This is a genomic window from Pontibacter diazotrophicus (assembly GCF_003367245.1).
Lineage (GTDB): Bacteria > Bacteroidota > Bacteroidia > Cytophagales > Hymenobacteraceae > Pontibacter > Pontibacter diazotrophicus.
The window spans coordinates 16,435-34,829 of record NZ_QRGR01000026.1 but is presented as its reverse complement, the minus strand read 5'-3'; the positions used below and the strand labels follow the sequence as shown (position 1 = coordinate 34,829).

14 protein-coding genes are annotated in these 18,395 nt (G+C 47.5%); 11 read left to right on the top strand and 3 right to left on the bottom strand.

Annotated features, from left to right (window positions below):
- Positions 1 to 13: 13 nt before the first annotated feature.
- Positions 14 to 493, bottom strand: coding sequence for a helix-turn-helix domain-containing protein (locus tag DXT99_RS20440; protein WP_115567452.1), 480 nt, complete (start codon positions 491 to 493; stop codon positions 14 to 16).
- Between the two features lie 33 nt (positions 494 to 526).
- Complete coding sequence (locus DXT99_RS20435; protein ID WP_147294267.1) at positions 527 to 901, bottom strand: cupin domain-containing protein; 375 nt, start codon at positions 899 to 901, stop codon at positions 527 to 529.
- A gap of 231 nt (positions 902 to 1,132) precedes the next feature.
- Between DXT99_RS20435 and DXT99_RS20430 the strand changes: the two genes are divergently transcribed.
- The 3 genes from DXT99_RS20430 to DXT99_RS20420 all read left to right on the top strand — a co-directional run bounded on the left by DXT99_RS20430 (position 1,133) and on the right by DXT99_RS20420 (position 3,956).
- A complete protein-coding gene (locus DXT99_RS20430) occupies positions 1,133 to 2,218 on the top strand; it encodes a Gfo/Idh/MocA family protein (RefSeq protein ID WP_115567450.1) in 1,086 nt (361 codons plus the stop codon).
- A 38-nt stretch (positions 2,219 to 2,256) separates the two neighbouring features.
- Positions 2,257 to 3,225 (top strand): ROK family protein, encoded by a 969-nt coding sequence (locus DXT99_RS20425; RefSeq protein ID WP_181885203.1) that lies wholly within the window; start codon positions 2,257 to 2,259, stop codon positions 3,223 to 3,225.
- A gap of 416 nt (positions 3,226 to 3,641) precedes the next feature.
- On the top strand, positions 3,642 to 3,956 hold the full coding sequence (locus DXT99_RS20420; RefSeq protein WP_115567448.1) for a hypothetical protein: 315 nt from the start codon (positions 3,642 to 3,644) through the stop codon (positions 3,954 to 3,956).
- A gap of 122 nt (positions 3,957 to 4,078) precedes the next feature.
- On the opposite strand, the gene DXT99_RS20415 is transcribed toward DXT99_RS20420, so the two are convergent.
- Positions 4,079 to 4,441, bottom strand: coding sequence for a hypothetical protein (locus tag DXT99_RS20415; protein WP_147294266.1), 363 nt, complete (start codon positions 4,439 to 4,441; stop codon positions 4,079 to 4,081).
- A 618-nt stretch (positions 4,442 to 5,059) separates the two neighbouring features.
- Between DXT99_RS20415 and DXT99_RS20410 the strand changes: the two genes are divergently transcribed.
- From DXT99_RS20410 to DXT99_RS20380, 8 genes are all read left to right on the top strand, one after another.
- On the top strand, positions 5,060 to 6,316 hold the full coding sequence (locus DXT99_RS20410) for an exo-beta-N-acetylmuramidase NamZ family protein (protein WP_115567446.1): 1,257 nt from the start codon (positions 5,060 to 5,062) through the stop codon (positions 6,314 to 6,316).
- 726 nt (positions 6,317 to 7,042) lie between these two features.
- A complete protein-coding gene (locus DXT99_RS20405) occupies positions 7,043 to 10,321 on the top strand; it encodes a SusC/RagA family TonB-linked outer membrane protein (RefSeq protein ID WP_115567445.1) in 3,279 nt (1,092 codons plus the stop codon).
- A gap of 20 nt (positions 10,322 to 10,341) precedes the next feature.
- Positions 10,342 to 12,048: a RagB/SusD family nutrient uptake outer membrane protein gene (locus tag DXT99_RS20400; RefSeq protein WP_115567444.1), complete on the top strand. Its 1,707-nt coding sequence runs from the start codon at positions 10,342 to 10,344 to the stop codon at positions 12,046 to 12,048.
- Between the two features lie 83 nt (positions 12,049 to 12,131).
- The gene (locus DXT99_RS27760) at positions 12,132 to 12,887 is read left to right on the top strand and encodes a glycoside hydrolase family 10 protein (protein WP_220273422.1); all 756 of its coding nucleotides are present in this window, start codon (positions 12,132 to 12,134) and stop codon (positions 12,885 to 12,887) included.
- A complete protein-coding gene (locus DXT99_RS27755) occupies positions 12,815 to 13,678 on the top strand; it encodes a glycoside hydrolase family 10 protein (RefSeq protein ID WP_220273423.1) in 864 nt (287 codons plus the stop codon). Before DXT99_RS27760 ends, DXT99_RS27755 begins: the two co-directional genes overlap by 73 nt.
- 331 nt (positions 13,679 to 14,009) lie before the next feature.
- Positions 14,010 to 15,872 carry an outer membrane protein assembly factor BamB family protein gene (locus DXT99_RS20390; protein ID WP_115567443.1) on the top strand — a complete coding sequence of 621 codons (1,863 nt, stop codon included), beginning with the start codon at positions 14,010 to 14,012 and terminating at the stop codon, positions 15,870 to 15,872.
- Positions 15,873 to 15,889: 17 nt separating this feature from the next.
- Positions 15,890 to 16,720 (top strand): N-acetylmuramic acid 6-phosphate etherase, encoded by an 831-nt coding sequence (gene murQ, locus DXT99_RS20385; RefSeq protein ID WP_394851336.1) that lies wholly within the window; start codon positions 15,890 to 15,892, stop codon positions 16,718 to 16,720.
- Between the two features lie 138 nt (positions 16,721 to 16,858).
- Entirely contained in the window at positions 16,859 to 18,388 is a 1,530-nt protein-coding gene (locus tag DXT99_RS20380; RefSeq protein WP_115567441.1) for a sodium:solute symporter, read from the top strand.
- Positions 18,389 to 18,395: the final 7 nt, after the last annotated feature.

Below are 18,395 nucleotides of genomic sequence, written 5' to 3'. Positions count from 1 at the left end.
AGCAGCGCCAAATTCAGCTAGCAGGATTTTCTGCGGCCAGAATGGTACTTTCAGAACCTCCGCTTCTTAATTGTGTCGGCGTTAGTCCGGTTATTCTTTTAAAGAAGCGCACAAAGTAAGAAGTATCCTCAAAGCCGAGCTGGTAAGCGATTTGTTTTACAGACAGGCTACTGAAGAACAGCAGGCGCTTGCTTTCTATTAGCAGCCGCTTGTGCTGCATGTCGGCAACGGTTGTGTGCAGGTACTGCCGGCAGAGGCTGTTCAGGTGCTTGGGGGTAATATCCAGGGCATCCGCATAGAAGCTAACACCGCGGTGCTCACGGTAATAGTTCTCTATCAGGCTGCTGAGGCGAAAGAGACGTTCACTGTGTCGTGTAGGTGTAATTTTCTCAATCTGCACCTGGCACTCCCGAAGCAGGTACTGCAGAAGAATATACAGGTATCGCCATAGTATCGTCATGTCCAGTTGCGGCTCCTGCAGTTCTTTTATCATGAGGCTTACCAGCTCCTCAAAAATAACCCTCAGTTAATCCGGCAGGTCGAGGTATGGGTGCTGGTATACCGAACTGAAAACGACAAAGGTGTCGTGCGCCCGCATGCCCGTTTCCTGCAGAAATCTCTCTGAGAATGACACCAGCACCCCTTTCTCCTTTTTTGATTGCCGCTGGTGTGCCTGGCCTGGCCGAAGTAAGAACACCCTGTCAGCCTGGAGGGGATAGCGCTGGAAGTCTATGAGATGGTCACCGTCCTTTGTTTCCTGCACGTACATGATCATGTAAGCATTGTGGCTATGCGGCACTTCTGATAATTCGCTTGCATAAGTCTCCAGAGGCATTACAGTTAATGCCTTGTGGTTTAGTAGATCCTGAATAGGGAGTTGTTCAGTTCCCGGGTGCTTCATGAAGTAAAGTAAGCAATAATACGTAAGCCAGATACTGCCAGTAGGTTTTAACTGTCGGCAGTATCTGGCTTATTTTCTTTTTATATCATGCCGCCGCAGTAGTAACAGGAGCTATTCGCGAGGACAAACATTAGGGTTGATACCATATTCTACCCTTACTGCGGTGCTTGCTGTTACCTCATTAATTTATTTATCCTATATTTACCTTACTGTATAGGAAAATAGCAGGCCATGAAAACTTATCTTATTACCCTTCTGTGTGTTTTGCTTCTCACGCAAAGCTTTGCCCAGGCGCCGGTGAGAGTTGCTGTGGCAGGTCTGAGTCATGGCCATGTGGATTGGATTTTTAACAGGGCTGATAAGAAGGATATTGTTCTGGTAGGGATTTACGAGCCTGACCAGGAGCTAGCGGATAAGTATGCAAAGCGCTATAAGATTGATCAGGGCCTGTTTTTTAGGGACCTGATCAAAATGCTCGACCAGGCAAAGCCGGAAGCTGTTTCTGCCTTCGGGGCAACGAGTGAGCATATCACCGTGGTAAGAGCATGCGCTCCGAGGAAAATTCATGTAATGGTGGAAAAGCCACTTGCTACCACCTTTGCTGATGCAATGGAGATTCAATCCCTTGCATCGAAGAACTCCATCCACGTACTTACAAATTTTGAAACGTCCTGGTATGCGAGCAACCAGTATGTGAATAATTCGGTTGAGGAGGGAAAGCTGGGAGAGGTACGGAAAGTGATGGTGAATGATGGGCACCAGGGGCCAAAGGAAATCGGGGTCAGTAAAGAGTTTCTGGAAATTCTAACGGACCCTGAGAAGAATGGAGCAGGAGCCTTGATGGATTTTGGGTGTTATGGTGCTAACCTGATGACCTGGCTTATGAAAGGAGAAAGGCCGGTTTCTGTAACAGCGGTCGTCCACCAGAACAAGCCTGGCATTTACAAAGAAGTGGACGATGAAGCGTCTATTATCTTGCAGTACCCCAAAGCCCAATGCATCATTCAGGGCTCCTGGAACTGGCCCTTCTCCAGAAAGGATATGGAGGTTTATGGAGACAAAGGCTATGCTGTTGCCGTAGATGCAACAACAGTTCGTCAGCGCCTGAATGAGAAGTCACCGGAAGAGGTATTGGAACTGGAGCCTCGCCCTGAACCCTATGCCGACCCGTTTTCTCTACTGGCGTCTGTAGTAAGTGGCAGGTTGACGCTGGATAAGAACGACCTCTATGGATTACCCATCAATGTTACTGCCGTAGAAATATTAGAGGCAGCTAAAGAGTCAGCAGAATTAAATAAAACAGTATTTTTGAAATAAACTATTAAGAAGTTGCAGCTAGCATCAATATTAAATTAATGAACAACAATTTACAACAATACGCCATAGGTGTGGATATTGGGGGTACCAACACCAAATACGGCATCGTAAACCACCGAGGAGATATTACCCACAGCGGCAGAATGTCTACCAGCAAATACGAAACAGCAGAAGCGTTCGTAGATGCGTTATACGCTGTTTTTTCTCCGATCATTGATGAAGTAGGTAAGGAAAACATCAAAGGGGTTGGTATTGGAGCTCCCAACGCCAACTACTTCACCGGTTCTATTGAGCACTCTCCTAATCTGAACTGGAAAGGCATTGTTCCTTTTGCCAGTATGATTAGCGAACAGTTTGGCTTACCGTGTTCCATCACCAATGACGCCAATGCCGCTGCGGTAGGCGAAATGATGTATGGTGCGGCAAGGGGAATGAAAGACTTTATTGTTATTACCCTGGGCACCGGGGTGGGCAGTGGCATCGTAACTGGCGGGCAGTTGATTTATGGCCATGATGGCTTTGCCGGTGAATTGGGACATACCATCATACGCCCCGGAGGAAGAGAGCATTGGTCTACGGGGGTGAAGGGTACTTTAGAGGCTTATGCTTCGGCCACAGGTATAACCCTTACGGCAAGGGAAATGATTGCAGAAAGTGGCCGGGAGAGCTTGCTGCAACAGTATCCCTCAGAGGCTATTGACTCGAAAGCTGTATATGAGTGTGCCATGAAAGGCGATGAAGTAGCAAAAGAAGTCTATCGCTTTACCGGTCAGATACTGGGTGAAGCACTGGCCAATTTTGTGATGTTTTCATCCCCGGAGGCCATTATCCTCTTTGGCGGTGTGACCAAGGCCGGCAACCTAATCATGGACCCTGTGCGGGAGCACATGGAAAAGAATCTGCTGGCTGTCTTTAAGAATAAGGTAGCATTAAATTTCAGTGAACTAAAAGAAGCGGATGCTGCTATCCTGGGCGCCAGTGCCTTGGCGTGGGAAATCAGAATGTAAAGCATTCATTACCAATGTGTCAAAGAGCAGAACTTTCTGGCAGCAAAGGCGGTTCGTTTCCAGGCGTTTTGAAATGGGACGCATTGTGGTTCTCTGTTGCTTAGGCAGGTTCTTTACTGAAGTATGGTGATCTCCGGAAGTTATCTGGATTGGCTTCCTCTATGAGCTTGAGCGAAGGTGTTTCTGTAGCTGTATCCTGATGTGATCAACCTGGAGGAATTGATTTTTATCTCAACACATGCAATTTGTTTCATATAATAAAACGCCTTCTCAGAAGAGAAGGCGTTTTATTTGTATTCTTTCTATTTTTTTCTTGTTTTGCAAAGGAATCTACCTATGTTTGAAAAATATATAATATAACAAGCTTTATGTCTTGAAATTTATATTATATATTCAGCATATTAACTGAAGAAAATATGGACAGAATAGAAGCAAGCGGCAAACTAGCCGAACGGCACCGTCTGACAGAGGGGCAGCGGTTACAGTTAGAAACGGATATCGCGGGTTTGATAAGCCGTGGCAAGGCCTCATGGGCCGAGATGGGGAAGCCCAATGCTCTGGTGGAACTGACGGGCAGCCAGAGGCTAAAGGGAAGGTATTTCAACTTCCTGGCATGGTATGACCCTCTGACAAACTGCCTTGATATCAACGAATTTATAGAGCTATCCCTGAATGAATACCTGGACTTTCTGATCGAGTCGAATGCGGAGGCCGATTGGGTAGATTTTTAACGGTAACGCAACACAGCAATGAAAGAGCCAATCTGTTTCTAGCCATGTTGCTCCAAATAAGCTAATGTTTGCCTCCGAATAGTAGGTGGCATAGGTCTAAGGAAGTACTGCCTTCCTTAGACCTATGCTTCATCCCTAGAAATAACTAATTCTCCGTTAACTTCTGCTATCCCGTAACCGCCATCCTTTGAGGCAATGAGCACTTCGAATCGCTTAAACAAGGAAAAGAACTCATCTTTGGTTATTGCCTCTTCGAAAGACAGCCTTATGATGTGATCTCTGTCCTCAGTAGACTTTTGCTTATCTTTGCAAATTATAAAGCCTGAGAAAGAGCCCTCATGTCCGCCGTAGAATCCGGCCCCGACTGCTTCATACCTCGTTGTGTCCACTTTCTTTGACTCTAGAAACTTCTGAAGGTCTGTATTGTCGCTGATATCGGCAGCGGCAGCGCCAAAGAAGTCATGGTGTTGAACGTTTGCTTTCATTATCATATAGTTTCCTGGTGTACTTTCCCTTTTACCGCTGTGCTAAGAAAATTGGTTCATAAAAGAAGAACCACCTGCACATACTATACATCACAGTTGCCAGAAAGCTGCCGAAGGTGTGCATAACCGGAGATGCTTTTCTGTTTTGGCTATAGGCCGGTTACCCGGCTCCTTCTGTCGAATAGCATTCTGTCGCGCCAAGCTTCCTGCAGTAGGGCAGTCTTCCCTGGCGACCCAGCTTCCGGAAACCACACTTCTTTACATATCTGAATTCAGAAAAGGAGCTTAGGCACAGGCAAGCGGTGGGCGCCTACTATGCTGTCTGAAGAAGTCTCTGAAAAGGATGCTCACAAAAGTAAGGATTGTTCCCGCTATAGTGTGTTGTCCGGCAATGTTTTAAGCTCTGAGTCAGAAGAATACCTGCCACAGCAGTAAAGGCATGCTATGTATGCTGCTGTGTTTGCTGTTTATTGCTTTATTTTTAAAATATAATGCATAAAAAATTAGCTTATTAAGTCTTAAAACACCTAATTTACACCTGTTTAGCTGCTGTTCGTTTTCTGCTTGCTTGTTTGTGCGCTTTTGTGATTTTTTATAAACTGAAAATATCTTTCTTAAATGAAAACGATTTCCTCTCTTCTGGCTTCGCTGGTAATTATCTTCTTCTTCAGTAGTGCGTGTAGTCAGGGCTTGCAAAACAAGGGCACTGTGCCTCGTGCAGAAAAAGCCGTTGTTGCATCAGAGACAAACAGCATCACAACAGGAGCAGACCAAATAGAGGAGTACCTGCCGTATCTGAAAGGTAAAAGAGTGGGTATGGTGGTGAATCCGACTTCCATTATTGGCAACACACCGAGTGTGGATAGCCTGAAGTCACTAGGGGTGGATATTGTCAGGATTTTCGGGCCGGAACACGGATTCCGGGGAGATGCAAGCGCAGGCGTGAAAGTGGATGACAGTATAGACCCTAAAACAGGTATAGAAGTAGTGTCTTTGTATGGCAAAAACAATAAGCCAACAAAAGAGCAGCTTCAGGATATCGACCTGATGATCTTCGACATCCAGGATGTAGGCGCCAGGTTTTACACCTACACGATTACGATGCACCGTGTAATGGAGGCATGCGCGGATAATGGAGTGGAGTTGATGATTTTGGATCGGCCTAACCCAAACGGCTATCTTGTAGACGGCCCAATACTGGACATGAGCCTGAAGTCCGGAATCGGTATTCATCCTGTTCCTGTTGCGCATGGCATGACAGTCGGGGAATATGCGCACATGATCAACGGGGAGGGGTGGCTGGCTAATAAGGCGCAGTGTAAAATCCGTGTCGTGAAAATTAAGAACTACACGCACGACACGCCTTATGTGTTACCGGTTGCTCCGTCCCCTAACCTTAATACGCCACAATCCATACTACTTTACCCTACCTTATGTCTTTTCGAAGGGACTATTATCAGCCAGGGGCGCGGCACGCACTTTCCGTTTACGGTACTCGGCAATCCGGATTTGAAAGGCAAGTATGCGTTTTCTTTTACCCCGGTTGGTATCAAAGGCATGAGTGAAACGCCGCTGCACCAGAACCAAGCTTGCTATGGAATGGATCTGAGAGAATACGATATAGCAAATCTCCGGAAGAGCAGGCAGCTTAACCTGAAGTGGCTGATGGAGATGTACCAGGCTTATCCAGCTAAAGAGAAATTCTTCGATTTTAAGCAAAGCAACCAAATGGGGAACTTCAACAAGCTGGCAGGCACTACCCTTCTGAAGGAGCAGATAATAGCCGGAAAAACGGAAGACGAAATTCGTCAGAGTTGGGAGCCAGCTCTGAACCAGTATAAGCAGACGCGAAAAAAATACCTGCTTTATCCCTGACTCCCGAAGGTTGCGGCGCCAGCAAATGTAAGCAAAGCCAAAAGCCGTTTTGTTAACCACGCTGGATAGTTATTGCATATCTGCTTCATGTTTGATTTCTGTGTTGAATTTCTATGATGAAGTATTACCTCATAATTGAATAATTCTTAAACGCGTGTTGCTTTTCTTTTTGCGGGTTTATACTTTTTTTAAAAAATAAATGCATAAACATGTTTTTACTTTGATTTTATTTTATTAGATTTATTCTAAGTTGAGGCAGAAGAGGAAAAAGACTATGCTTTAAAAGCTGCCAATGGCTGGCATACCTGTAAGATAAGGCAGCGTTTGTGCGTAAAGTAAGTTTGAAGCACATCAGGCTAAGTATAGAAAGTCAACTTGAAAGCTTTAGTTAAAGCAAAGTTTTTATAACCCCCTAAACATATAATTATATAATACTGCTTTATATGCAGGAGGGTCTGTTACATTAAAAGAATGGTATAAAACATAAATGAATATTATTCTGCATGTTTCTGCAGCTTTGTCAACTAACAAGAGTTAATGCTGCCTACCTTCATGAATATAAATAAAAAAAGACGAATATGAACAAACGGTGCTGCTCCGTAAGGAACGGCTTTTTGTATTGATCCGATAATGGCGAATGCTTTGATTTCAGGCGTCTGCCCATGAGAGCCTGGCATTGAAAATTCTGATGCTCAAATTTTAACCATTCTTATTTAAACTCAAAGTATGAAAGTGTTTTTACGGTTTATGATGATTGCCTTGGGCATATGTATCGCCCAGGCTGGTTTTGCGCAAAGCAAGACCATTACCGGAAGGATAACCGCTTCCGAAGACGGCATAGCGTTGCCGGGAGTAAGTGTAGTGGTGAGAGGAACAGCCAACGGTACGTCTGCTGACGTGGACGGGCGGTACAGTATCCAGGCTGCTCCGGGGGAGGTATTGGTGTTCAGTTATATCGGAATGCTTGCGCAGGAGCATACCGTGGGTGACGGGAACACGATTGATGTAGCCCTTAGCCCTGACAACAAAACCCTTAGTGAGGTGGTTGTGGTAGGTTACGGCACGCAGAAAAGAGCGAATCTCACGGGTGCCGTGTCTACGGTAGATACCAAGGTGCTGGAGTCAAGGCCAATTACAGACGTGGCCCGTGGTCTCCAGGGGACAACGCCTGGCTTAACCATCACTACTGCAAGCGGTGCCATAGGGCAGAACCCTGATATCCGCTTAAGGGGTATGGCAGGTACGCTGAGCAACTCCAGCGGAGCGCAGCCGCTGATACTGGTTGATAACGTAGAGATTTCGAGCCTGCAAATGGTAAACCCTGAAGACATCGAGTCTATATCTGTCTTGAAGGATGCTGCCTCTGCGTCTATTTATGGTGCCAGGGGCGCCTTTGGAGTTATTCTAATCACAACTAAAACAGGTAAGAGGAATTCTCCAGCCAAAGTGTCTTACTCCAATAACTTCTCATGGAGTGCTCCTACTACAACACCTGAAATTGCCCCTGCCGCTGATGGGGCAGAAGTGGCTTTCAGGGCTTTGCAAAGGACAAACCCTTCTACAAACGTGTTTGGCGTGGTGGGTATGTATATTGACCAGACGTCTATCACCAAAATGCGTGAGTGGGAAGCGCAGTACGGCGGCCAGGATTTAGGAGAAGAGATGGTGCTGGGGCGTGATTTTGAAATAAGAGACGGGCGCCTGTTCTTCTATCGTTCCTGGGACCCGGGAGAGGTGTTTATGAGGGACTGGACACCGCAGCAAAAGCATGATGTGTCTGTTTCCGGAGGAAGCGAAAAGACAAACTACTACCTTGGCCTCGGCTACCTGGGCCAGGAAGGGGTGTTAAAAGTGAATCCCGATGAGTTTAACAGGTACAACCTGAATGTTGGTGTAAACACAACTGTAACCGATTGGTTTGATGCCCGGGCAAAGGTGCTCTACACCAAGAGCGAATTCACTCGGCCTTTCTATTTCTCAAGCGAGACGTATGACCCTTGGTACTACCTGTACCGATGGCCGGCGGTGTACCCATACGGCACCTATGAGGGGCATCCATTCAGAAGTGCCATTACAGAAGTGCAGCAGGCAAAAATGAATAATGAAGCTTCCTCTATGGCGCGCATGAATATTGGGGGAACGCTAAGACCTTTTGAAGGCTTAACAATCGACGCTGACTATACATACACTTATAACAACTCGCACGAGCACCAGACAGGTGGGGTGTTATCGGCCTATAACTTCTGGGCAACCGGGGCCGATTTGACGTATGCCCCTTACAGCAGTCCGGCTTTCAACAGGGTACAGTACAACTCAGACTGGAGCAACAGGAGTGTAGGAAAAGCCTTTGCCACTTATGTAAAAGATTTGGGCGACCATTCTTTTAAAGTAATTGCAGGTGGTGATGCTGAAGTGTATGAGTACTGGTACCAGATGTCTCAGAAGCGGAACCTGATGGACCCTAACAGAGGCGAGATAGATTTGGCCACCGGTGATCAGTTTGTAGACGGTGCCCGTAATAAGTGGGCCACATTGGGTGCCTTCGGCCGTTTGAACTATTCCTTCAGAGACAAGTTCCTCTTAGAGTTTAACGGAAGATACGATGGCGCATCCCGCTTGTCTCCTACTAAAAAGTGGGCATTCTTCCCGTCTATGTCAGCAGGTTATGTTATCAGCGAAGAGCCTTTCATGGAGTTCTCTAAGCCGGTGCTGTCATTTCTTAAATTCAGAGGCTCATGGGGTTCTATAGGAAACCAGAACGCTAATCTGGGCGATATCTACAGGCTGATGTCTCCTACTACATCAAACTGGCTGGTTGGAGGCGTGAACATGATCACAGCAGGAACTCCGGGTGCTTTCCCATATAGCCTAACCTGGGAAACTGCGAGCACACTTGACTTTGGTCTTGACTCCAGATTCCTGAACGATAAAATTGCCGTAACATTCGACTGGTACAAAAGAACAATCAGCGATATGCATAGCCCGGGTGTAACGCTGCCAAGTACTTTTGGAACTTCCGTTCCGAAACGAAACTATGGTGAATTGCAGACGACCGGCTGGGAATTAGCAGTTGATTTCAACCACTCCTTTGGCAATGGCCTTAACTTTAATGCGACCGGTACACTGTCTGATTTCCAGGAGAAGGTAACAAAATATGAGAACACAATACTAGGTCTGCCTAACCCGATTGGTGCTATAAACAGAAACTACTATGAAGGTATGGTACTGGGAGAAATCTGGGGATATGAAACCGACAGGTTCTTTACAAAAGATGACTTTGTACTGGATGCAGACGGAAACCCTGTGCTGGAAAACGGAAGCTATGTGCTGAATGATGGCGTGCCTTCGCAGGCACTGTATGAAAGCGGATGGTTCCTTTACGGCCCGGGCGATGTGAAATACAAGGACCTGAATGGCGACGGCGTGATTGACTATGGTTCACAGACTGTTGACGACCATGGCGACATGAAAAAAATCGGTAATTCAACGCCGCGCTACCAGTACGGTCTGCGCTTAGGAGCCGACTGGAAAGGCTTTGACTTAAGCATGTTTGTGCAAGGTGTGGGTAAGCGTGATTTTTGGGCAAACGGACCAATCTTTATACCGGGCTACAGACCAGGGGAAGCATGGTACGCACACCAACTGGACTATTGGACTCCTGAAAATCCAAACGCCTTTTATCCTCGCCCAACAGATGCAGGCATGTCTAACAGTTCACGTAACTTCCTGCCGCAAACAAAGTACCTGCTCGACCTTTCTTACATGAGGATGAAGAACGTAACATTCGGCTACTCGCTACCTACTGCTCTCACTGAAAAAGTAAAAATTGAGCGCTTGCGCGTGTATGTAAGTGGAGAGAACCTTTTTGAGTTCGACAAATTAGGTGACATGCCAATCGACCCTGAAGTAAACTACACTTCCTCCGGACTAAACGACCCGAATACCTTTGGTCGTGTTTATCCTTACCGTAGAACATTCTCATTTGGCCTTCAGGCTACCTTCTAATTTTTTAAACTGAGATAGAGATGAAAACTAAGATATTTGCCATCCTTTTCTGTGCGTTAACCTTTGCTGGTTGTGAGGACGACTTTCTGGATACTCCCCCAATTGATAAACTAACGGACGAAACTTACTGGACAACCGAAGAGAACGTAAGAACATTCTCCTACGGGTTTTATCCCGCTTATTTCACGGGCTACGGGTCGGGTTACACCTGGGGCAGCTACTTTTCCGGGCAGAGCCTGAACGATGACTTTGCTCCCTCCAACCCTGCACAATTCACGAAAAACGTGCCTGCTTCCGGCGGTGGCTGGACGTTTGCGTGGGTTAGAAAAGCGAATGTGTTTATAGACAGGGTGCAGGATGTGCCCATGAGCGATGAGGCGAAGAACCATTGGACGGGTATCGGGCGTTTCTTCCGGGCAATGGAATACGCTGACCTGGTAAACCAGTTTGGGGATGTGCCGTGGCTTGAAACGGAGCTAACAGAAGCAGACACCGAACAGCTCTACAAGCCACGCGATTCCCGCACGTTTGTGATGGATAAAGTACTGGCCGACTTCAGGCATGCCGCTGAAAATGTCAGGGTTGCTGATGGTGCCAACGGCTTAACGGTGAACAGGAATGTGGTACTTGCCTATATGTCCCGTGTGTTCCTTTTCGAAGGCACCTGGCAGAAGTACCATGCCAACAACCCAGCTAAAGCAGCAGAATACCTGGAGGCAGCTAAATGGGCGGCTGAGCAGGTTATCAGCTCAGGGAAGTATACATTAGGCAATTACAGAGCAGTGTTTAACTCGCTTAACCTGGCAGGAAACCCTGAGGTGATACTTTACAGACAGTACGAGCCCGGTATTCTGACACACGCTTTGAACAGCTATAATAACAAAGAGCCACAAACGGGCGTTTCCAAAGATGCTGTGGAGGCTTATCTGGCTGAAGACGGATTGCCCATCAGCGTTTCTGCGCTTTACCAGGGTGACAAAGGCATCGAAAATGTAATGGCTAACAGAGATCCTCGCATTGCAGAAACTTTCGTGACCACTGAGTTGCGGCTGAACGGGATAGCCAATAATCATTCTACCTCCGGCTATGCCACGCACAAGTTCTTAAACGAAGCCATCAAAGACATTCCCGAAGGAAGCTCAAACCTGAATCCTACTGATGCGCCCGTTATCCGGTATGGCGAAGTCCTGATCAACTATGCTGAGGCGGCTGCTGAATTGGCTACTGTAGGTGGACCGGCATTAACACAGCAAGACCTGGATTTATCTGTTAACGTGCTGCGGGCAAGACCAGGAATAGGAATGCCTGCCCTGGAGGTAAACGGAGATCAAGTGGCAGTTAATGGTATTTCCTATGATGATACCCAGCGGGATCCTTCTGTTTCTCCTGTCATTTGGGAAATCCGTCGCGAGCGAAGAGTGGAGTTGATGATGGAAGGCTTCAGACTGGATGACCTCAGAAGATGGAAGAAGCTGGAGTATACCGACACACAGGCCAACACTGATATCAATAGGGGCGCCTGGGTGAGTAAAGCGGAATACCCGGGTCTGAATACAAGTGTTGTGCTATCAGAGGGAGAGGAAGGATACATTATTCCGTCCACAAAAGCAGAGTCGCAGCGGATATTTGCGGATCCGAAGGTTTACCTTGACCCACTTCCGTTAGACCAGGTTAAGTTGTACAAAGACGCTGGTGCTTCGCTGACTCAGAACCCAGGTTGGGAGTAAAAGAAAGCATAACTAGAGAAGCCCTCCACTGGTGAAAAGCCTGGAGGGCTTCTTTTTACCCCATAAAACAGATAAATTTAGGTATGATTAAGAAGTTGGTATGGCCTTTCATGCTTGTGTTGGTTTCCAACATGATCCATGCACAGGAAAATGGGCTATCCCCTAAAAGAGAATTCAGAGGCGTTTGGGTAGCTACTGTCAGCAATATAGACTGGCCCTCGAAGCCTGCGCCAGGCACAACATCAAGCGTTCAGAAGCAGGAGCTTATTCAAATCCTGGACGAACATCAGAAAACAGGTATTAATGCGATAATGCTGCAGGTCCGCCCCTCCACAGACGCTTTTTACGCCAAAAGCCGTGAGCAGTGGAGCATGTTTCTTACCGGAAAGCAGGGCGTGGCCCCCCAGCCATTCTACGACCCGCTGGAGTTTGCCATTGAAGAAGCGCATAAGCGCGGAATGGAGCTGCATGCCTGGTTTAACCCCTACCGAGCCACCAATAACCTGATAGACTCGCTTACAAGTGCAGCGCATATTACACGCACGCAGCCTGACCTGTTCTTTACCTACGGCGGCAAAAAGTACTTCAACCCCGGCCTGCCGGAAGTAAGAGCTTATATAACAGGCGTGATCATGGATGTGGTCAGGAATTACGACATAGACGGGGTGCACTTCGATGACTATTTCTATCCATATCCGGGAAAAGAAGCCTTGCCGGATTCTATAACCTTCCAGCAGTACAACAGCGGGTTCGATAGCATCGAAGACTGGCGCAGAAACAACGTGGATGTGCTGATTCAGGCTTTGTCAGACAGTATACACGCAGAGAAAAACATGTAAAGTTCGGCATCAGCCCGTTTGGCATTTGGCGTAATAAAGCTGAGGACCCGGAAGGTTCGGAAAGTAACGGCTTTTCTGGTTATAGCGCACTGTATGCGGATGCACGGAAATGGGTAAAAGAAGGGTGGGTGGATTATGTAAACCCACAGGTGTACTTCCCCTTCCATTATCCTGCTGCTCCCTTCGAAAAGCTGCTGGACTGGTGGAGCGCCAATGCTTTCGGCAAGCACGTGTACGTGGGGCAGGGGGTATACAGAGCGATGGAAGACCGCGACGGCTGGCGCGATAAACAGCAGCTGCCTAACCAGGTGCGCTATTTACGGGAGAACCCGGGTGTGCAGGGAAGCGTGTTCTTCAGCTCCAGGTCGCTGACTAACAACCTGGCCGGCTTTAGAGATTCTCTTCAACATAGCTTTTACCGTTATCCCGCTTTACAACCTCAGATGCAGTGGCTGGATGATGACGCTCCGGCAGGACCTCAAAACCTGCGGGACAAGCGGTTCCTTTTCTTTAAGCCATTCAGGAAGGCAAAACTGAAATGGGATAGCCCACAGGGGGAGCGGGAAGCGCGTGATATTTACGGATACGTGGTCTACCGCTTCGACGAAAATGAGATGATTGACCTGAGGAAGCCTGAGAAAATAATCAAAATCAGCTTTGACAGCAACTTTACCGCCTTCCACGACAAGAATGTTCGTCGAGGGAAGTCTTACCAGTACGTTGTAACTGCCATTGACCGCATGAAGAATGAAAGCTCTCCTTCCAACTATTTTAGGGTGATGGTTTGGTAGGTGCAATAGTGCTTCTGATTGCCTGCATTGCACTACTGCCTCTGCGAACGCTGTCTATCATTTACTTATCTCCTTTCGCTATTTTCCGGCTATATTTTATTATCTGTATTTGCGTTTTTGTGCATACTATTACTTAAATATTATATAAAAGTGCAGCGCTTTGAACTTATTATTCATTAATTTAGCTTCTAAAATTAGTATGATGAATTTTTGTATGCATGTTGTTGCATGTTTTGTTCAGAGCTAGAGGCTAAGCTGTTTTAGAGATGGATACGAAATAGTTTCTATGCACCTGCTTTACTTAAATCTATGTTCAGGAATTAGAACTTATATGAATCTTGTAAAAAGCATCGGATTGCTGGCAGGGCTTCTGCTTTCGGTTACGCTGAGCAAAGCCCAGTCGTTTAAGTTTGCTTTTGTGTCGGACACGCACATTGGCAACAATACTTCCGAAGAGGATTTACAGCGGACCGTCAACGACATCAACGCAAACGATTCTATCAGCTTCGCAGTCATTACGGGCGACATTACAGAGTTTGGCTCCGACCAAGAGCTTCAGCTGGCGAAGCAGGTGCTGGATGGTCTTCAGAAGCCATGGTACATCATCGCCGGCAACCATGATTCCAACTGGTCAGAGAGTGGCAGCAACAGTTTCAGAACCGTGTTCGGCGGAGAGACCTTTGCCTTTACCCATGGCGGATACCTGTTTGCCGGTACCAGCTCCGGACCTAACATGCGCATGGGGCCGGGCCAGGTGCCAAGGGAAAATATTGTGTGGCTGGATTCGGTGTTAACGCATATGGAAGACCCTGCCATGCCAGTCATTTACCTGAACCACTACCCACAGGACTCCTCCCTGAATAACTGGTATGATTCTATCGACCTGCTGAAGAAGCGGAATGTGCAGCTGATCCTGCACGGCCACGGGCACAACAACCGCCGCTTTACTTACGATGGCATTCCGAGCGTGATGGGGCGTTCCAACCTCAGGGCGAAAGACAGTACCGGTGGATACAATATTGTAACCATACACAATGGTGTGGCAAGTTTTGAGGAAAGAAGGCCCGTAGTGCAAACGCAGCAGAAGTGGCTGGAAGTGCCTTTGGTCAATCATTCCTTCAGCAGCGATACTACCCCTTATCACAGGCCCTCCTATGCTGTGAACCAGAAGTATCCGAAGGTAAAGGTGGTGTGGGAGTACCAGGACCAGAGCGACGTGGGTGCAGGTACTGCTATAAGCAGAAACCTTGTTGTCGCTACCAATACCAATGGCTGGGTATATGCCCTGGGTAAGAAAGACGGAAAGCGGAAGTGGGCTTACAAAACGAATGGTAAAATATATTCTACTCCGGCTATTGCAGGCAAGTATGTGGTGGTGGGTTCTTCTGACAATACTGTTTACTGCCTGTCGGCGTCATCCGGTAAGCTGCTGTGGAAAGCAGCAGCCTCGGGGCCAGTTTTAGGCTCGCCTGTTATCGAAAACGATGTAGTATACATCGGTGCCTCGGATGGCCACTTCAGGGCCCTGGGCCTCCGGAATGGTAAAACCCTGTGGGATTTTGACCAGGTCAACAATTTTGTGGTGACAAAGCCACTTCTCTACCAGGGAAAAGTTTACTTTGGAAACTGGGGAAATGATTTTTATGCCCTGGACGCCGCGACAGGCAAATTAGCCTGGAAATGGAATAATGGCTCCCCTAACCGCATGTTCTCGCCAGCTGCCTGTTACCCGGTCGCCAGTAACGGGAAAGTGTTTATCGTGGCGCCTGACCGTTATATGACGTCCCTGGATGCCAATACCGGTCAGGTTGTGTGGCGCAGGCAGATACAGGATATCCGGGTGCGGGAGTCAATGGGCCTGTCAGCAGATAGCTCGCTGGTATACGTGAAAACAATGGACGGTGAATTGTATGGTGTATCCACAACGGCAGATGCGATGCAGATAGCCTGGATGTCTGCTCTGCAGCTTCCGTACGAGTTAGCTCCCTCTGCTATTGTCGAGAATGAGGGGGTGGTGTACGTGCCTACCCATTCAGGTATGGCCTGCGCCATCGACAGGCAAAGCGGGGAGGTGCTGTGGCAGCACAAAAGCTCCAATGGGCTGATGAACACGATGATGCCGCTGGAAAAGAATAAAGTAGTGGTGAGTACAATGGACGGTAAAATAACCTGTTTAGAATACACGCCCGAATAAAGAAGCTTTAAAAGAAGATACATAATCGCTTAGAAATGGAAATTACAACGGAGAAAGAATCCAGCTACAATGATCTCGAGAAGATGTCTGTGAAAGAGATGTTGGAGAACATTAATAATGAAGATAAAACTGTTCCTTATGCAGTGGAGAGGACACTCCCGCAGATAGAAAAGCTTGCCATTGCCGCTGCCGATAAAATGAAAGCAGGGGGAAGGATGTTTTATATAGGAGCAGGAACGAGTGGCCGCCTGGGAGTAGTGGATGCTTCTGAGTGCCCGCCAACCTTTGGTGTGCCTTTCGATTGGGTGGTGGGGCTGATAGCAGGTGGCGACTCGGCTATACGCAAAGCGGTGGAGTTTGCAGAAGACGACACGGAGCAAGCTTGGAAAGACCTGCAGGCCTATGGTATTGATGCGCATGACGTAGTGATAGGGCTGGCTGCCTCTGGCACCACACCTTATGTTATCGGCGGGCTTAGGAAAGCAAATGAGCAGGGCATTGTGACAGGCTGCATCGTGTGTAATACAGGCAGCCCGGTGGCGGCAGAAGCGAAATTTCCGGTAGAAGTTGTGGTGGGTCCTGAGTTTCTTTCGGGTTCTACGCGCATGAAATCGGGTACTGCCCAGAAGCTGGTCCTTAACATGCTCAGCACCACCGTGATGATTCAGCTCGGAAGAGTGAAAGGAAATAAGATGGTGGACATGCAGCTGACAAACCACAAGCTTTTCAACCGCGGCGTCCGCATGATTATGGCAGAAACAGCTGTAGATGAAAAAACGGCGGCAGCGCTTTTAGAGAAGTATGGCAGCGTTCGGAAAGCGATTGAAGGTAGCCTGATATCGTCTTAGGCTTATTGGGCTAATTTCTGAGCCGGTGGAGTAGGTAAGCCAATTATATCTTTTTATACTTGCTAAAACGTCTGTTACCCGGAATGAATGCAGCCCTCATCTAGTGTGGTTCTAATTTCCTTTTGAATAAATAAGCCTATGTCTCCAATAGTTCTTCTGTCCTTTCTGATAGGTTATTTTGTCGTGCTGATAGGTATTTCCTACCTCACTTCCAGAGGTGCGTCCGATAACTCCAGTTTCTTTATTGCCAACCGTAATTCTAAATGGTACTTCGTTGCCTTTGGTATGATTGGTACCGCTTTGTCTGGCGTTACGTTTATTTCGGTGCCAGGGGCTGTGGCCAACAGCAGCTTTGGGTATTTTCAGTTTGTGCTGGGCAATGCCGTCGGCTTTGTGCTGATAGCTACCATCCTGCTGCCGCTCTACTACCGCCTGAACCTGATTTCTATCTATACTTACCTGGAGAAGCGCCTGGGTTACTGGAGCTATAAATCCGGCGCGATGATCTTTCTGGTTTCCCGGGTGATAGGCTCCGCTTTCAGACTCTACCTGGTAGCCATTGTACTGCAGAAGTTTATTTTTGATGCCTGGAATGTCCCGTTTGCGGCCACCGTTGCCATCTGCCTGGTGCTTATCTGGCTCTATACCCATCGGGGCGGCCTCAAAACAATCGTTATCACAGATACACTTCAAACTGTTTTCCTGCTTTCCTCGGTCCTCCTCTCCATCTGGTTTATTTCCAGAAGCCTGAACATGAACCTGATGGAAACCTTTGAGGCCGTAAAAGAAAGCTCTTACTCTAAAATGTTCTTCTGGGAAGATTTTATGGGGAACAAGACCCACTTCCTGAAGCATTTCTTCGGCGGTATTTTCGTAACCATTGCCATGACAGGGCTGGACCAGGACCTGATGCAAAAGAACCTGAGCTGCAAGAATATCCGCGAAGCCCAGATGAACATGCTGACGTTTACGGTGGTGTTTGTCTTCATCAACATCTTTTTCCTGAGCGTAGGCGCGCTTCTGTACCAGTATGCAGCTGCCAACGGCATTGATGTTACGGCCCTCAGAACACCCGATCACCTGTTCCCGGAAATAGCGCTGAACCACCTGAACATTATTCCGGCCATTGTTTTCATGCTTGGCTTAACGGCTGCAACCTTTGCTACCACAGACTCTGCCTTAACAGCTTTAACAACATCCTTTTGTGTCGACTTCCTGGGCTTTGATAAAAAGGAAGATAAAAATGATGCAGGGTTGATTCATACCCGGCACATCGTGCACGTAGCTTTCTCTGTTATCATGCTTTTGGTAATTCTTGTTTTCAGGGTGATAAACGACGACTCCGTTGTAAATGCCATATTCAGGGCGGCCGGCTATACATATGGTCCGCTGCTCGGGCTGTTTGCTTTTGGAATGGCAAACAAGCGTTCAGTGAAAGACAGGTTCGTGCCATTTATCTGCCTTATTTCTCCTGCTATCACGTATGTCATCGATAGTAACTCCGTTGCCTGGACAGGCTATGCCATGGGCTTTGAACTTATAATAGTGAACGCTGCCATTACGTTTATACTTTTACTTATCACCAGCAGGCCAGGCAGCGTGGGCTTGACTGAAATGTTGCTTAAAGTGGATGAGCAAGGCGCGAAACAAAAACAAACAACCTACTAATCTTTAC

Bases quoted from the DNA above. Each gene is read 5' to 3' on its own strand.
- DXT99_RS20435 (WP_147294267.1), bottom strand. From the start codon at position 901: ATGAAGCACCCGGGAACTGAACAACTCCCTATTCAGGATCTACTAAAC.
- DXT99_RS20380 (WP_115567441.1), top strand. From the start codon at position 16,859: ATGTCTCCAATAGTTCTTCTGTCCTTTCTGATAGGTTATTTTGTCGTG.
- DXT99_RS20440 (WP_115567452.1), bottom strand. From the start codon at position 493: ATGATAAAAGAACTGCAGGAGCCGCAACTGGACATGACGATACTATGG.
- DXT99_RS20405 (WP_115567445.1), top strand. From the start codon at position 7,043: ATGAAAGTGTTTTTACGGTTTATGATGATTGCCTTGGGCATATGTATC.
- DXT99_RS20415 (WP_147294266.1), bottom strand. From the start codon at position 4,441: ATGAAAGCAAACGTTCAACACCATGACTTCTTTGGCGCTGCCGCTGCC.
- DXT99_RS20430 (WP_115567450.1), top strand. From the start codon at position 1,133: ATGAAAACTTATCTTATTACCCTTCTGTGTGTTTTGCTTCTCACGCAA.
- DXT99_RS20420 (WP_115567448.1), top strand. From the start codon at position 3,642: ATGGACAGAATAGAAGCAAGCGGCAAACTAGCCGAACGGCACCGTCTG.
- DXT99_RS20410 (WP_115567446.1), top strand. From the start codon at position 5,060: ATGAAAACGATTTCCTCTCTTCTGGCTTCGCTGGTAATTATCTTCTTC.
- DXT99_RS27760 (WP_220273422.1), top strand. From the start codon at position 12,132: ATGATTAAGAAGTTGGTATGGCCTTTCATGCTTGTGTTGGTTTCCAAC.
- DXT99_RS20390 (WP_115567443.1), top strand. From the start codon at position 14,010: ATGAATCTTGTAAAAAGCATCGGATTGCTGGCAGGGCTTCTGCTTTCG.
- DXT99_RS20400 (WP_115567444.1), top strand. From the start codon at position 10,342: ATGAAAACTAAGATATTTGCCATCCTTTTCTGTGCGTTAACCTTTGCT.
- DXT99_RS20425 (WP_181885203.1), top strand. From the start codon at position 2,257: ATGAACAACAATTTACAACAATACGCCATAGGTGTGGATATTGGGGGT.